Consider the following 16,735-nt stretch of genomic DNA (forward strand, 5'->3'; position numbering starts at 1 on the left):
ATAATCATTTCATCCTTCATTTTTTTGGATCAGCACAGAGGGAAGATCATATTCATGATCACCGAATCATGCTTGAAAGTATCCGCAAAAATGTACCTAAAAATATGTCTTTAGTTATATAGTTGATTCCCAGGACAATTATTAGAATATATGCTAAAAAGCACTTTTTTATTTAGGGGTGATGAGTTCGACAAATTGTCTTATATTTCTTTTCATACTTTTATGTAGGGTATGGGCAAATATGTCTCAGTCACTGTTAATATATCAAAAGTACCAGTTTGTATTTTTGACTTAGATAGGGTTTTCTGATTTTTTGGAAAACTTCTATGAAAACACATACTGATACAGTTTCATTTGCTTGAATAGCTATATAAAGAGGATCGAAATTAGCAATTATTAATTATGGCAACAAAAGTAATTGATGTGAGAGAGTATACTGTCCGAGCCCATAAGAGGCGTATTCATACGCGGGTTTTCCACTTTGTTTGTAAAGAATGCAATCAAGCGACAAAGCGGGAAACTTTCGGAACACGCCCTTTATATTGTGAAAGTTGTCGTCCCCCCCAACCTCCTAAAAAATCACTCCAGGTATCTACACCTAGCAAGCCTAGAGCCATGACTTATACTAGCAATATAGATTTAGGTTGAGTTAACTGCTATGAATTCTCCAGGACAATTACAAGCACCACCGGATGGGTTTATTACACCGTTGTTAGAGTTACGAGATTACTATGGCGGTCTCGTGCAAAAGTACCAACGTCTATTTATAGAGGCGCGATCACAATTAGATAATGTAGAATCTTTATTATCTACTTGGTCTTATGCTGATGAGAATGCACAAGTTAAGGTTGATAAAGAAGATTCATTATTATTGTTGTCTTCTGATCACAGGTCTAATATAGAATATCTGGAGTCTCCACCCTTGGAAATTCCTAAATCAGACTCTTTTAACGTCAATCATCCCCTTTCTGAAATCAAGAACTCCGGTAATTTTCCCTTTCAGCGTCGTCATTATGTCGGTAAGGGAGAAGATATTCCCATGCTGGCTCACTATGGAAATATGAGTCGCATGGAAGCACTCAAAAAGCTATTACAAGAATATGTGGGAACTGTCTGTCATATAGACTTTATTGTGCGATCGCTATATGGTGATTTAGAGTCGACAATTTTTAAAGTTGTTAAAGGTAGAGTCCAATCATCTCTGACACAAGGGAGAGAAAGCGGTTATTGGTCATCAATTCCCAATGAACCTGGTTGTTATACTCTAGATTTAAATTCCCTAGGTCCGATTTCTAGTAGGGGAACATCCAAAGGGACTAAATCCACCAGAACCAACAAATATTTCATCAAACCTCAGATGAAAACAGTATCGATGTTGGCACAATTTGATGGTCAATTTCTCATTGATGCTCTGACCTTGTTTCTAGAAGAAAATGCAGGACGAATTTTCAATGTTAATGAGATAGTTAATGGCATTTATGGATACCTTGATGTCGAAGAAGTCAAAGAGGTCAAAAATAAAGTTCTTAATGAACTATCTAGAGGACATCGTACAGGTCGATTTGTGAGAGTTCCCAACCAAATTGGTTTGTATACGTGGGATATGAATATGGTCGCCCAAAAATGAAATGAAAAAGGTGCGTTAAAGTAAGTTATAACGCACCCGTCGAGAAACGGAGAGGGAGGGATTCGAACCCTCGAAGGGATATAATCCCTTAACAGATTAGCAATCTGCCGCTTTCGACCACTCAGCCACCTCTCCAATCATGTTTAACAATGTTATCAGAAGTTTTTGAGATTGTCAATAGTTATTTTATAAATAAATTCCATGACCAATGACCACTGACCAATGACCAATGACCAATGACCAATGACCAATGACCAATGACCAATGACCAATGACCAATGACCAATGACCACTGACCAATGACCAAGCTATAGCACTTGCGATCGCATCCAAGCTACTGGTAACGTACGTAACTTTTTCCATTGGGGAACATAAGCTCGTTGACTGAACACATCATAGTTATTGCGCTCAATCACCTCTAAAATCTGCTCATAGAGCATAGATGCAGACCAAACAGGCCACCGAGCATCAGCAGCCAGGTAACTAATACCTTTGTCCGCTTGAATGTAATACTTGCGGGCGCGATCAATTTGAAATCGCATAAGTGAACGCCAGCGGTCATCCACTACGCCGCGAATACATTCTTCCTCGGTGTAATCAAATTTAGCCAAATCTTCTAGAGGAATATAGATTCTACCGCGACGGGCATCTTCACCAACATCACGGAGAATGTTCGTGAGTTGGTTAGCAATTCCCAAGGCGATCGCTTCTTCTATAGGAAGATAGGGCTGTTGGCTGTGATACCAAGGGGCTGTATAGATGCTATTATCTACGCCCATAATCGTGGTTGACATCAAACCCACAGTTCCTGCTACTCGGTAGCAATAGAGGTATAAATCCTCAAAAGTTTGATAGCGACTGCGATACAAATCCATGCGCTGACCGGCGATCATATCCCGAAAGGGTTGAATGTCTAACGGAAAGCGTTGAAGGGTATCTACTAACGCTACATCATAATTATCCAAGGGGCATCCTGCAAAAATCGCCTCCAGTTGTTTTTCCCATAGTTCTAGGGTTTCTGGCGTGGTGATAGCAGAGGCAGGACCATCGACTAACTCATCTGTACGGCGACACCAGGTATAAATTGCCCAAACAGATTGACGCTTGGCCGGACTCATTAGCATTGTACCTAAATAAAAAGTTTTAGCGTACTTAGCTGTCAGTTCCCGGCAAAGGGTGTATGACTCATCTATAGAAACCAGCGTTTTCATGCGCGGGGGGGAATCAGGCAGTTGCAACATTCGTGGCGGGCGGTCAGGTTGGCATTTGCAGGTTAGAGGGATTTGCTACCGTCAGCGCTTGAGATATGGCCTGCGCTGTTAGTTTACCAGAAAGTACAGCCCCTTCCATGCTGGCGAGATAGCGTTGCATTGTATAATCCCCAGTCAGATAGAAGTTAGAAATGGGAGTTTGCTGTGAAGGGCGGTACTGTTGGCGACCTGGGGTAGCTTTATAAACTGAACGCGGTGTTTTCACCACATGATATTTCAGTATTTTAGTAGGATGATCTCCCCCAAAGTGTTGAGGAAAGAGTTTTTCTAACTCAGTAATTGTTGCAGCAACGATTTCTTGATCAGATTTAGATATCCAATCTGCGGCTGGCGCTAGAACTAATTCCAACATAGACCGCTCAGAATTAGCATATTCACGGCAAGTATTACTCATATCAGCATAGACGCTCAGGAGTGGAGACCGAGAAAATAGCAGATGATCAATATCTGTTAATTTGCGGTCGAACCAGATATGAACATTAATCACTGGCACACCTTCTAAACCGTTCAATTTTTGGAAAAATGGCATTTCTTTCCAGGCATTGGGCAAAATCGGCTTTAAAGGGTCAACGGGTAGGGCAGATACATAAATATCCGCTGTCAGGATCTCATCTTCTGCCCCGTTTAAGCCGCGTAATAGGAATCCTTTAACTGTTCCATCTTCATTGAGTAAAATCTCTCTTAAAGGTACATTCAGACGCACCTCACCATCTCTTTCCGTAATGTGGTCAATGATTGGCTGACACAATCTTTCTGTGGGTGAACCGTCCAGGAAGGCCATTTTTGAGCCGTTTTTCTCTTGTAGAAAGCGGTTCAAGGCTGTTAAGAGGACAGTGGCAGAAATTTCCTCTGGGTTAATGAAGTTCAATGCTTTGGACATGGCAATAAATACTTCTTTTTCTACCCGGGGGGGGATGTTTTGTTTTTGCAACCACTCCCGGAAAGAATATTTGTCCATTTCTTCCACGTACTTTTGTCCTTGGAGAATGGCTGGTATTAATCCGATACCAAAACTGATTTTCTCCGCCCAGGTCAGCATATCGTTGTTTCTAAGAATGGCAATGACACCATTTATCGGTGCTGGTAAATCTGGAAAATCAAATCGACTGTAAGTTCCTGGTGCTTCTGGTTGATTGAAGATCATTGTGTGTTGTTTCCACTGCAATCGATCTTCAATGTTCAATTCTTTGAATAACTGCAACATATTGGGATAGGCCCCAAAAAAAATGTGCAGTCCTGTTTCGTACCAGTCACCATCAGCATCCTTCCACGCAGCCACCTTTCCCCCTACTACGTCTCGGCGCTCCAAAACAATAGGTGTGTGACCTAGATCCGTGAGATATTTTGCACAGGAAAGTCCTGCTAGTCCCGCTCCCGCGATTGCTACGCGCATTTAAACCTACTATTCTTCAATATTTCTTAACTGTTTTGTCGTTCTCATTATACGTTGCAATCCTTTACCTTTAGCGATTCTAGTCCAATTGCTGACTAAGATTTTCCCAAAATTTTCCGCTAACCACTTATTTTACCCTAATTTTCAGTCCGGAAATTAACACAAATTTTTCTTCACGGAAAAATATTTAGTGTTATTCACGACTCAATATCAATCAGTGTATATTTTGCTTAACTGCTTGTCACAAATAGAAAAACTGGTTTTTTATTAAGTATTGATAGGCAATATACGTATGTAAGTTAGTAAACTAAATGGCAGGATCAATCAGCATTTATCAGCAAAATTAATGGAAATATTAGTAATACCTCAAAACTAAATTTAAAATTTTTGTTGATTTAAGTCCCAATTACGGTATATGATGATCCCACACATTTTAATTTTAATTAAATCTGAAAACGCATAGAAGTTATGTAATTCCAAAAAATTTGTTCTTTGTTCAATAAAACTCTTTTTTTTATCAGCCTGGAGATTATTTCTCTAGGAATACTGCATCTACTGGAGAATAAATAAACTATGATATCAACGGGAATAATATGGGTGAAATCCTTTGCTGGTAGTGCTTTGGTGTTGATAGCGAATTTATCAATGGGTTTAATAGCTAAAGGATATCCCACACAATTTCCAGTCAAATTAGTTAAGCCACAAGCTCAATTTCTGGCGATTGCTAAACAACATAAAAGTGCTTGGCAAAAAACTTTAACATCAAAAACTGCTTTCACATTTGATTGGATAACTAGGCGATTATCATCATACCAAGATAGCCCTATCGCTGCATCTTTGATAGGCCTATCAGCAAAAGAAACACAATTTTGTGACCCTGTGCCAGAAAATATAGCTACACAATACCACTTGCAAAGTGTTAATAACTTTTCACCAGTGGTTACACAAGTTAGGAGTCGCAAAGTAGATTTATCACCTTCTACTATTTTACAATCACTTAAAAGTTTCTTTAATGTCATCAACAATCCAGTGAATCTCAATGGGAGCTATGATTACTCACCTGTATTGATTGTAAAGCGTCCCCCATCTTATGAGGTATGGGTTAATAACAGTTTTTTTGCCAGACTACCTGATCAAATTACAGCTAAATCCTTAGAACAACGCTTAATTCAACTAATTAGATCATCCACAGCAAAACCTCAACAATTACAACCAGGTTTAGTTGATAAAACTCCTTCCCTGATGATAGGTAATCGGCTACTATTTGCAATTGGTCGAAAACTCTCTGATCAACTTGGTCGCCGCGGTGATATCCTAGCCATGGAATGGACTAATAACTTGCGAATAGCCCTCCGTGCCAAACCTCTGACATTGGTACAAGGACAAATGGAAATGTATGGATTACAGTTCTCAACGACAAAACTTTCTGGATTAGCTTCTTGGTATGGCGGCTATTTTCATGGTCGCTTAACAGCAAATGGTGAAATATATAATCAAGATGATTTCACAGTTGCCCATCGCACCCTACCTTTTAATACATACTTAAAAGTTACAAACTTAGAAAATAATAAATCTGTAATTGTGCGTGTTAATGACCGTGGACCTTACATTGCACCCAGAAGCCTAGATTTATCTCGAACAGCGGCTCGTTGTCTCGATAGTGAACATACTGGAGTCGTAGCTTATCAAGCTGTAATTTTACAACAAAATGCACCACAAATGACTTTGAAATCATCTTCACCAAAAACTGAAAATATAGCTAATGCTAAAGGTGAGTTATTGGTTTTTAACTTTTAGCAGATTCAAAGGATAAAGTAGAGAAGGCTTTATCCTTTACTGATATCAAACTAATTATGTCAAGATCTCAATCATCACCAAGCTTTGGTAATCATCTAATTTTGGGTATTTCTGGAACTACTTTAAATGATGATGATAAACGGGTATTAAATGAATTAAAACCCATTGGTGTCATCTTTTTCGGGAAAAATTTCCTCGACGGTGTACCCTATGCAATTTGGTTAGAAAAGTTTAAAACCCTGATTGATGAAGTTCACGAATATACAGAACGCGACTCCATATTTACTACTTTAGATCATGAAGGTGGCCGAGTAGTGCGAACCCCTTTACCCATTACCCGTTTTCCTCATGCTTATTTATTACAATCTCACGCTTTTGAAGTCGCTAAAGCCACAGCTAGAGAATTAAAATCTCTGGGAATTAATCTTTCTTGGTCTCCGGTTGCGGATATTTTCTCAAATCCTCAAAACCCAATTATTGGACCCCGTGCCTTTGGAATTACACCAGAAAAAACCAGTCAATGTGTGCGGGAATATTACCAAGGATTGCGAGAAGAGGGAATTTTAGGTTGTGCTAAACACTTTCCTGGCCATGGAGATACTAGCACAGATTCCCATTTAGAATTACCAATATTAAATTTGAGTCGGGAAGATTTGCACAACCGGGAATTAATTCCTTTTCAAACATTAATTCAAGCGCAAATTCCGTTAATTATGACAGCACATATTTTGTTTCCGCAAATTGACCCAGAAGTGCCAGCAACCTTATCTAAAATCATTTTAAATGATATTTTACGAGAAGAGTTAGGTTTTCAAGGTGTGATAGTTTCCGATGATTTAGATATGAAAGCTGTATCAGAAATGTTTATGAAAACGGGAACGGTAACGCGGGCTTTTCATGCTGGTTGTGATTTGTTTATCGTTTCTCGGAATATTAATTCTTCTTCTTTAGAACGGACATATAAAATAGCTGAGGATTTTTCTGCTAGTTTGCATAATGGTAGTTTGGATATAGCAGTTGTAGAAACTGCGCGGAAAAGAGTAGAAAATTTATTGCGGGTAACTCCTCAATATTCAGTTTCGACCCTTGATAAAGAAAAATTAGTCAAAAATGCGGAATTAGCTATTAGTTGTAGTTTGTGAGGGAATTAAGGATTTTAGAAGTATTATAACTCCACAATCCCCAATTACTTAATCATAGATAAAACTAACGCAATGCTGGTGGTAATCTTGGTCTACCTGTAGTAATTGCATAGTTAATTACTAACAACTGTAACCATAATCCTGGAAAGTGATTTTCTAACCAAGATTGATTCCAGTACAAGAACTGCGGAAACCACCTTCCCAAAACAAGACTTACTAAAGCATGACGAGTAAAACTAACATAATTACCAAGCCAACGTAATAAATCTCGCCAACCAGCTAATTGCCAAATCCACAGTAATAAAGTTGGATTTTTCATAGCTGCTTTCAAAGCTAGACGGTTAAAAGTGAACCAATCACAACGGTCTTTAATGAAATTGTCGGTTACTTCCGGGGTTTCATCTATTAATAAACCAAAGAAAGTATTCAGCATTGAATTTATCATTTGGGGGGCGATAAATTTGCTCGTGGGAACCATCATTCCCTTAGAAAATAACCACATTACCGCCACATTACTTTGGTAAGCCCGAATTTTATTTAAGTGCTGCTGACTCAATAAATCATGTTTGAGTGCAGTATTTAATAAAGTCGTTAATCGTTCCAAATTACGGACTAAAGACCCAAAACCAGTAAAAACCAGGGGAGATTGTAGAGAAGCAGCATCACCAATGGCAATTAATCTATCAACTGCAATTGTGCGATCGCCACTATCTGTGCTAAAATGTCCTGGTATATAACCAAAAGTCGGTTTTTTCCACACCAATTTATCTAAATCACAACGCCGATATTCTGGTAAAATTGCAAAAAAATCCTCATACATTTCTAGCAAAGAACCAGGATTTTTCTCATTCACCTCATGATAGTGAAACAGATAAATTGTCAACTCTTCCCCAACCCCAGGAAACAACTCCCAAATTAATTGTCTACCTCTAGAAATATCCCCATGACTGTAGAGAACATCCCCATATTCAGAATCCCATACCCCGGAGTCAAAGCCCTTTTCAATTACTGCTCCCACCGTTGGACACACACTATCAAAAGCCCTACCACCATTTAATTGCCAAGCAATCGGTGAAGCTGTTCCCATAGCATCTATCAATAAACGTCCCCTCACTTGCCTTTCTTTACCAGTAGGTAAATGTTGAACATTAATAGTAACTTCTGTAGAACTAATATTAACTTGGAAAAACTCCGTTTCATCCCAAATATCACCACCAGCAGCCTGAAGTTTTTGCCCACATAATGTCAAGAATTTTTCTGAATCTAAAGCTATATTTAGGACTGTGGGAGTGTGAAGAACAGAGGATTTTAACGAAGCAGGATTATTACCATCAAAAAACTTATTAAAACCGTCTTTGTACTCTCTAGAAATAATTTCTGCTAATTCAGCATTTGTCAACAAACCCAAATTTATTAAACTTTGAATTTCATCACGGGAAATATTCCATTCTCGGTTCATTTTGCCAAAAGGTAATCTTTCCACCAACAGCACCTTATAACCCAATTTAGCCATCACCGCTGCATGGATTGACCCCAAAGCACCACCAATGTAGATAATATCATACTCAGGACTAGAATTAGAAGCTGGAGGGGGTGTTTTCTGACCTTGGCCTTGATAAAATATTACTTCACGAGGCTTTTGGGGATTTATTACCCCTTCTCGCCACCGTTGCTCCCACCAGTAAGCCCGCTTGAGGTCATATTCCCCATTAGGCATTTTTTGAAAATACTTGACAGTTAGGGGATAATAGGGTTCTAGCTCTGTGAAAATTGATTTTTGGGCATCAATGACAGGGAGTTCTGGGTAACAATTGGGAAAGCGAATTCTAATTTCCTTTGTCAAAGATTGGAGAATGAGCTCCTCCTGCGGAAAAGGTTGATTTCCCCAACGGAATACTTTTAAATAAGTTGTCCGTTGTACCGACCACACAAATACAGACAGTTCTCCACCAACAGAAGTGGTATTTTTAACAGCACTTTTCAAGCGGAAACCATCTGGGGTGATTAACTTTTGTCCATTTTCGACCATAAAATCCGTTTGTAGCCATTTGCTTACGGATACTGTATCTGGTGTAGGAATTTCTAAATAAAGAAGTTCTTGCATATTATTCTGATATTTCATAATGAATCTACTCACTCCGACAGATTAAAAAAAGGCATAAAATAAGTTACACTCTCCGCTAATTAACTTCATAAAGATTCAATAAAGAATTTTAATGATTTATCAAGTTTATTATTCATGTTGTCAATTTCGTAAACACAAGCCATGCCTTATCCTATCCCAGACAGTCCCCAAGAAATATCTGCACTCACAAAACAACCAGTAGACGAAGAATTAGTAGCTGCGGTAATTGCTGGTGTCGTTAAAGTTGTTCGTAATCAGGGTCAGTCCTTAGATCAATTAACTACAGAGTTATTAGCGGATGATCCCATGTTAGATAGACAACAAAGACGCTGGTTAAGTCAGTTAGTCGCTCAAGCCTGGGAAGATTTCCCCTAATCCTCTTCTGACATTCATTCCAGATTCCCCACTTTTAAATATCACCCCTTCATACTTCAATAGATATTACCAAATAACAATCATAATATTAAGTATTAATTCAGATATTTATATGTAATTATGAAATAGAGAAGTGTCACTATTTAACATTTATCATCATCTTAACAATTCCTGTATATTAAAAATACAGTTTAAAATATCTTAAACTCATATTTCTTGAACCTTATCTTGAACTTAATCTTCTCCTAGTAAAAATATTTAGTGTTACCTCAGTTTTTTTTGAATGCTGATCTTGCAAAAGTGAAATTCAAAATCTACGGTTTAACCCGATTTCCACACCCTAAACTGTCGGACAATGGGACTGGTCATGGCTTTGCTAGTCCCTGAATTCCCCCTAGGAAATTTTCCAATTTTTGTATAAAAACATACTTTATAACGTATAAAAACAGGAAAATCCGATTGTAACAGTGAGGGGGGAGAATGTCGACATTCAAACAAAACTTAGGGTGTGACACCTCAAGGCTATTACTAAAGTTTTGGATATTTTCTTTTTGAGAGTGAAGCATGATTTCTTCTTGTTGAAGCAATTGAATGAGAAAACTTGAGTATCTGGTGAAAAGCTAAATCCTTAATGGAGATATCCTAAAAATGGCAATTCAGAACGGAAGAACAACAGCCCCGTCCTACGTCAATAAGCTTCCCCAAGGTGCACAATATGCCCTTGTTCCTTTATTGACCGTAGGTGACGAAGTTCCTTTATTACAAGGTGCTTTTGGTTCTTTTACTACCAGTGCTACTGAGAAGTTTGCCTTTACAGGCATTCCCGACGGTTTGGGAATTTATGAGACAGCCACAGGTTACTATGTGTTTGTCAGTCACGAATTGGGTAGCAGTACCAAGTCAGATTTTTCCACCACAGTCACAGGACAAATCACCGGAGCGAGAGTTTCCCTATTCCAATTCGATAAAAACTGGAAAGTTATCGGTGGTAAAAACCTAATTGAAAAAGCCGTTGATAGTACGGGTACTGAATTAGGAAAAATCACCTTTACCACTAATGGATCTGATATTGTTAGCCTAACATCCACCATACCAGGTTTTGGTCGCTTCTGTTCATCTTTTTTAGCAGAGAGTGGTTTTGAAGGCGGTCCTATATTCTTCGCACCAGAAGAATCTGATGGTAACAGCCGAGGCTGGGCTGTCACACCCGACGGTACTGCTCAAGCTTTAGATGGTTTGGGACGCTTCTCCAAAGAAAACGTAGTTGCAGCATCTCAGTATCGAGCTACCAACTCAAACAAAACAGTATTATTGTGTACTGAAGACACTGGTGATGGCGAACTCTATATGTTCGTTGGTAATCAGACACCAGCAGATCCCAACGGTTTCAAAGACGGTGATTTGTATGTTCTTAAGGTTACAGACTACAGCAACGAAACATTAGCAGAGGGTGTAAAAACCAACGCTACTTGGGTTAAGGTTGACCGTAGTGTTGTATATGACACCAAAGGAACAGAAGATAGGGCTGATGATGTAGCTAAGGCCACGGGTACAGATTTATCTACTTGGGTGAATACCAGTGGCCGCTCCACCAACTTCCGCCGTTTAGAAGACATAGCAGAAGACCCCAAAAATCCCGGTACTTTCTACTTTGTCAGCACAGGTACAAATAATAAAGTAGACGGTACTACTACCACAGTAGCAGCAGAAGCAGAAAACCCCTACGGGAAAATGTATCGTTTCAGTCTCAATGCCGCTGACCCCACGGGTGCAATTAGTAACTTTGAATTAGTATTAAACGGTGGAGCTAATACTGGAGTTAGCTACGACAACATTGTTATTGACAAAAACGGCAAAATAGCCATTCAAGAAGACACCACTGCTTTTGGTGGTAATGTCATGGCCGCCCAAAACCGCGATGCTCAAATCTGGTCCTATGACATCGCTACCGATACCGTGAAGTCCTTGTTTGAAATTAACCAACAGGCTGCTGGCGCTGCCTATGATATCGGTACTGGTGCATGGGAAAGCTCTGGAATTGTTGAACTACCCCAAAATGGTTTAACCGGTGTAAGTGGCTACTTATTCGATGTTCAAGCTCACGGTCTCAACAACACTGCTGACCCGAACCAGCCCAATATTCTCAATGGCGCTCATGTAGAGGGTGGACAATTATTAGCAGCCATTCCTCAAGTTGCCGAGAAGCCAGTAGTCAATGGTATAACCACTGATCCTGCTTATGTAAAAGTGCTAAATGGTGTTGATTACAGAATCAATGCACTTTTGACAGTTGGGGATGAAGTGCCTCTATTAACAGGTAGTTTTGGTGCTTTTACAGCTAGTAATACCGAAAAATTCGCTTTTACTGGTATTCCTGACGGACTGGGCATTTATGAAACCGTTGATTCTTACTATGTCTTTGTTAACCACGAACTTGGCAGCACCACAAAAACAGATATTTCTAGCACCATTCCCGGACAAATCACTGGTGCGCGGGCTTCCTTATTCCAATTTGATAAAAATTGGCGGGTAATTGGTGGTAAGAATTTAATTGAGAAGGTAGTAGATAGCCAAGGTCAAGAAATCAGTAAGATCACTATTACACCTGATGGTATTACTCAAACAGGAAATTTTGCTTTCGGTCGCTTCTGTTCCAGTTATTTGGCAACTTATGGCTTTGAAGGTGGCCCAGTATACTTTGTCCCAGAAGAGTTTGGTAACGGTCGTGGTTGGGCTGTAGCAACGGATGGAACTGCTCAAGCTTTAGACGGTTTTGGTCGCTTTTCTAAGGAAAATGTAATCGCAACGTCTCAATATCGGGCTACTAACTCTACTAAAACAGTACTACTGTCATTAGAAGATACTGGAGACGGTGAACTGTATATGTTTGTAGGTAATCAAACAGGAGCAGACCCCAATGGCTTCAAAGACGGTGAACTGTATGTCCTAAAGGTGACAGGATATGACTACGAAACCTTAGCGGAAGGTACAAAGGTCAAGGCCACTTGGACTAAGGTTGATCGGTCAGTGATTTACGATACCAAAGGTACGGCGAACCGTGCAGATGACCAGCCGTTGACTGATGGTACTGCTTTGAGTAACTGGGTAAATGATGTCACCCGTTCTACTAATTTCCGTCGTCTTGAAGACATGAGCGAAGATCCTAACAATCCGGGTACTTTCTACTTTGTCACCACTGGTAATACAGACAAAGTTCCTGGTACAACTACTGAGGATAATGCTTATGGTAAAGCTTATCGCTTCAGCTTGAATGCAGCAGACCCGACAGGAGAAATTAGCGATTTTGAATTGGTGCTAACTGGTGGTGCTAACACGGGGATTAGCTACGATAACATCGTTGTTGATAAAAACGGCAAACTGTTACTACAAGAGGACACAGCCGGTCGTGGTGGTGAAATAGTCAATGCTCAACAGCGCAATGGTCGTATTTGGTCTTATGATATCGCTACCGATACCGTGAAACCCCTGTTTGAAATTGACCAGAATGCTCAAGGTACGGTATTTAACACCTCCTTTGGAAACTGGGAGACATCCGGTATCGAAGAAACTACGCCTAATTCCCAACTTGGCCGCAGTTCCTATCTATTTGATGTCCAAGCTACCATTTCCAATGGCTTAGACCCCAACCAGTTGAATGTCCTCAATGGTAATCATTCAAATGGTGGGCAATTATTGGTGGCTTCACCTGTACCAAATGTTGAGTTGGTAGGGTTTTCCGTTTTACCTGCGGATACCTTTGCTCCAGGTCCAAACTCTGGTAATGGTATTTCAGCCAATGGTAAAACAGGTCCTTTCCCTGGACAACCTGTTCAAGGTTTCAGTGCTGTGCAGTTTGCTAACAGTAATTCTTTCTATTTCCAGCCAGATAACGGTTACGGAGCTAAAAACAATAGCTCAGATTACTTACTGCGAATTTATCGTGTAGACCCCAGCTTCAAAGGTGCAGAAAACGGTGATGGTAGCGTTAAAATCCTAGACTATATCCAATTCTCTGACCCTAACAAAAAAGTTCCCTTTACAATTACCAATGAAGGAACTAGCGACAGATTATTAACTGGTGCTGATTTTGATGTCGAGTCCTTTGTAATTGATAAAGATGGTTCAATTTGGGTAGGAGAAGAATTTGGTCCTTACCTATTACATTTTGATGCCACTGGTAAGTTACTAGAAGCTCCCATTGCCACACCTGACAGATTTAAGACTCTAGATGGTACAGCACCAGATGTTCTTGGTCACAGAGGAGCTAGTGGCTATCGTCCTGAACATACTTTAGCCTCCTATCAGTTAGCAATTGATAAAGGTGCTGACTTTATTGAGCCTGATTTAGTTGTCACAAAAGATGGCGTACTCATTGCTCGTCATGAACCTGCTTTAGCAATCTTGAATACTGATGGTACGGTAAATACTGGTAATACAACTACCAACGTTGCTACCATTGCTAAATTTGCAGACCGGAAAAAGACCGTTGTTTTAGATGGAACATCAGTTATAGGTTGGTTTGCGGAAGATTTTACTTTAGCGGAAATCAAGGAATTAAAGGCAATTGAGCGCCTATCCTTCCGTGACCAGTCTTTTAATGGTCAATTTGAAATTCCGACCCTGACGGAAATTATTACCTTAGTTAAGGGAGTGGAAGCTAGTACAGGTAAGAAAATTGGTATCTACCCAGAAACCAAGCATCCCACCTACTCACTCTCAGAAGCTACTTATGTAGGTACAACTACTAAGATTAACCGCAATCTGGGTCAGATCCTCATAGATACTCTCAAGGCAAATAATTTTACAGATCCTAGCCGTATTTTCATCCAGTCTTTTGAAGTTAGCAACCTCAAGGAATTGAATGATACTATTATGCCGGCTGCGGGTGTAAATATTCCCTTGGTGCAACTTTTAGATGCAAAGGATATTGACATCAATGGCAAGATCATTGAAAGTCAACCTTATGACTTCAAGGTTAGTAATAACACTCTTACCTACGGCGATTTACGGACTTCCGAAGGTCTAGCTAATGTTGCTAAATATGCTGATGCTATTGGACCTTGGAAACGGATGATTGTCAGTGTTAAAGGTACTGATGCTAATAGTGATGGCAAGGCTGACGATGTTAATGGAGACGGTAAAGTTAATGATGCTGATAAAACAACATTAGCTCCCTCAACCCTGGTTCAAGACGCTCATAAAGCGGGTCTGCTGGTTCATCCTTATACCTTCCGTAATGAGGGACAGTATTTAGCCGCAGATTACAAGGGTGATCCTAAGCTAGAGTTCCAACAGTTCTTCCAATTAGGTGTAGACGCACTCTTCACTGACTTTCCTGATACAGGAGATACCGTCAGAGACAAACTAGTTAGTGATCCCTTGTATAATATAGTTCGTTCTCCCCAAAATCCTGATGTATTGGCAGGAACGGCTGTGGCTAATCTAGGTGGTTCTAAGGGCTTTGAGGGTGGCGCAATTAATGCCAGCAAAACTAAGCTTTATATGCTGTTGGAGGGGACGGTTCAAGGTGATGCTGCTGGTGCTTTGCGGATTAATGAGTTTGACATTGCTACTCGCAAATACACTGACAAAAAACTCTACTACAAACTGGAGAGTACAGCCAACTCCATTGGTGATATAACAGTCATTAATGACAATGAGTACCTAGTCATTGAACGGGATAATAATCAAGGGTCTGCTGCTTTATTTAAGCGGATTTACAAGGTTGATTTATCCAAAGCAGATACCAATGGTTATGTCACAAAGGAAGAAGTAGTAGACCTACTGAACATTAAGGACCCTAACGACCTCAATGGAGATGGTAAAACTACCTTTGTTTTCCCATTCCAAACCATTGAGAGTGTTCTGGTTCTTGACAAGAATACCATTTTGGTTGCCAATGACAACAACTATCCCTTCTCTGTTGGTCGGACTGGAGTGGATAACAATGAACAAATTTTGTTGAAGTTGGAAAAACCGCTAAATCTAGCTCCTGGTTTAGGTCAACCTCAAGCTGAGGTGGTTAAATCTGCTACTACTGGTAGTGACAATATTACTATTCTGTCTAGTCAAACCTTATTCACGGGTGACGGTGTAGATATAGTAGAATCCAGCGCACCTAAGGCTACAATCAATGCTGGTAATGGTGACGACCTTGTAACTGTAAGTAGTGACTCTTCCGTATTTACTGGGGAAGGTAATGATACTGTCAATATTGGTGCAAGTGGTCCCGCTGGTAACACCAATGTAGATGGTGGTAATGGTAATGATACGATCAACGTAGTACAAAGTAGCACAAGTAACAATGTGTTCGGTGCTGCTGGTGATGACAACCTCCAAGTAGTTGAAGGTTCTGGTCAATTCCTGTTTGGTGGTTCAGGTAAAGATACTCTCCGTAGTAGTGGTAATAATAACCGTCTCTATGGTGGTTCTGGAGATGACACTCTTTACGCTAATATCAATGATTACCTATCCGGTGGTGATGGTGATGATGTGTTATTTGCTGGTGCTGGTGGTGGAAACCGCTTAACCGGTGGTATAGGTATTGACAAGTTTTACATTGCCAATGCTACGTTACCCACAGCCAAAAACATTGTCACTGATTTCACTTTAGGAACTGATGCCATTGTTATTGGTGGTATTTCTACTGCTACTCAGTTCACTAATTTGACATTATCTCAAGTTGGTGGTGATACTTTGATTAAGGTAGGAAATACGGAGTTAGCTTCATTGCTAGGAATTACATCTAGTACCCTGACTGCTAACAATTTCACTTTTGCTTAGTGTTTTTATAGACATAGCAAAATGCTGAGAAATTGACTCTGGGTAGGGAATAGGGAATAAATTAGTATATACCTCACCACCCAGGGCAATGATACAGCATTTTCCGCTCTTTTGAGGTATAAAGCTAATCACCAAACTCTTGTGGTGCGGGCATCTTGCCCGCTAGATACGTACCTAATAACATGGAGAATTTCTGTATAGTATTTTACGTAAAAATAATGA

10 protein-coding genes and 1 tRNA gene are annotated in these 16,735 nt (G+C 39.9%); 6 read left to right on the top strand and 5 right to left on the bottom strand.

Features of this window, described 5'->3' with window-relative positions; genetic code table 11:
• Positions 1–402 precede the first annotated feature (402 nt).
• Together H6G44_RS03190 and H6G44_RS03195 are read left to right on the top strand one after the other, a co-directional pair.
• On the top strand, positions 403–648 hold the full coding sequence (locus H6G44_RS03190) for a hypothetical protein (protein ID WP_190384939.1): 246 nt from the start codon (positions 403–405) through the stop codon (positions 646–648).
• A gap of 10 nt (positions 649–658) precedes the next feature.
• Positions 659–1,627, top strand: a complete 969-nt coding sequence (locus H6G44_RS03195; protein ID WP_190384938.1) for a hypothetical protein — start codon at positions 659–661, stop codon at positions 1,625–1,627.
• Positions 1,628–1,674: 47 nt separating this feature from the next.
• On the opposite strand, the gene H6G44_RS03200 is transcribed toward H6G44_RS03195, so the two are convergent.
• The 4 genes from H6G44_RS03200 to pds all read right to left on the bottom strand — a co-directional run bounded on the left by H6G44_RS03200 (position 1,675) and on the right by pds (position 4,291).
• A tRNA-Ser gene (locus tag H6G44_RS03200) sits at positions 1,675–1,762 on the bottom strand.
• A gap of 51 nt (positions 1,763–1,813) precedes the next feature.
• Positions 1,814–1,990 (bottom strand): hypothetical protein, encoded by a 177-nt coding sequence (locus tag H6G44_RS03205; protein WP_190384937.1) that lies wholly within the window; start codon positions 1,988–1,990, stop codon positions 1,814–1,816.
• Complete coding sequence (gene crtB / locus H6G44_RS03210) at positions 1,936–2,868, bottom strand: 15-cis-phytoene synthase CrtB (protein ID WP_190384936.1); 933 nt, start codon at positions 2,866–2,868, stop codon at positions 1,936–1,938. The genes H6G44_RS03205 and crtB overlap by 55 nt, the downstream gene beginning before the upstream one ends.
• Before the next feature lie 13 nt (positions 2,869–2,881).
• Positions 2,882–4,291, bottom strand: a complete 1,410-nt coding sequence (gene pds, locus H6G44_RS03215) for a 15-cis-phytoene desaturase (RefSeq protein WP_190384935.1) — start codon at positions 4,289–4,291, stop codon at positions 2,882–2,884.
• Between the two features lie 597 nt (positions 4,292–4,888).
• Here pds and H6G44_RS20605 point away from each other — a divergent pair.
• Positions 4,889–6,088: a septal ring lytic transglycosylase RlpA family protein gene (locus H6G44_RS20605; RefSeq protein WP_313885296.1), complete on the top strand. Its 1,200-nt coding sequence runs from the start codon at positions 4,889–4,891 to the stop codon at positions 6,086–6,088.
• Positions 6,089–6,144: 56 nt separating this feature from the next.
• Entirely contained in the window at positions 6,145–7,230 is a 1,086-nt protein-coding gene (nagZ, locus tag H6G44_RS03225; RefSeq protein WP_190384934.1) for a beta-N-acetylhexosaminidase, read from the top strand.
• A gap of 64 nt (positions 7,231–7,294) precedes the next feature.
• Here the strand turns inward: nagZ and H6G44_RS03230 are convergent, their stop codons facing one another.
• Complete coding sequence (locus H6G44_RS03230) at positions 7,295–9,334, bottom strand: NAD(P)/FAD-dependent oxidoreductase (RefSeq protein WP_190384986.1); 2,040 nt, start codon at positions 9,332–9,334, stop codon at positions 7,295–7,297.
• A gap of 162 nt (positions 9,335–9,496) precedes the next feature.
• Between H6G44_RS03230 and H6G44_RS03235 the strand changes: the two genes are divergently transcribed.
• Positions 9,497–9,730 carry a hypothetical protein gene (locus tag H6G44_RS03235; protein WP_190384933.1) on the top strand — a complete coding sequence of 78 codons (234 nt, stop codon included), beginning with the start codon at positions 9,497–9,499 and terminating at the stop codon, positions 9,728–9,730.
• 648 nt (positions 9,731–10,378) lie between these two features.
• Entirely contained in the window at positions 10,379–16,513 is a 6,135-nt protein-coding gene (locus tag H6G44_RS03240) for an esterase-like activity of phytase family protein (protein ID WP_190384932.1), read from the top strand.
• Positions 16,514–16,735: the final 222 nt, after the last annotated feature.

Origin of the sequence: Aphanizomenon flos-aquae FACHB-1287 (assembly GCF_014698755.1) — a bacterium.
Lineage (GTDB): Bacteria > Cyanobacteriota > Cyanobacteriia > Cyanobacteriales > Nostocaceae > Dolichospermum > Dolichospermum flosaquae.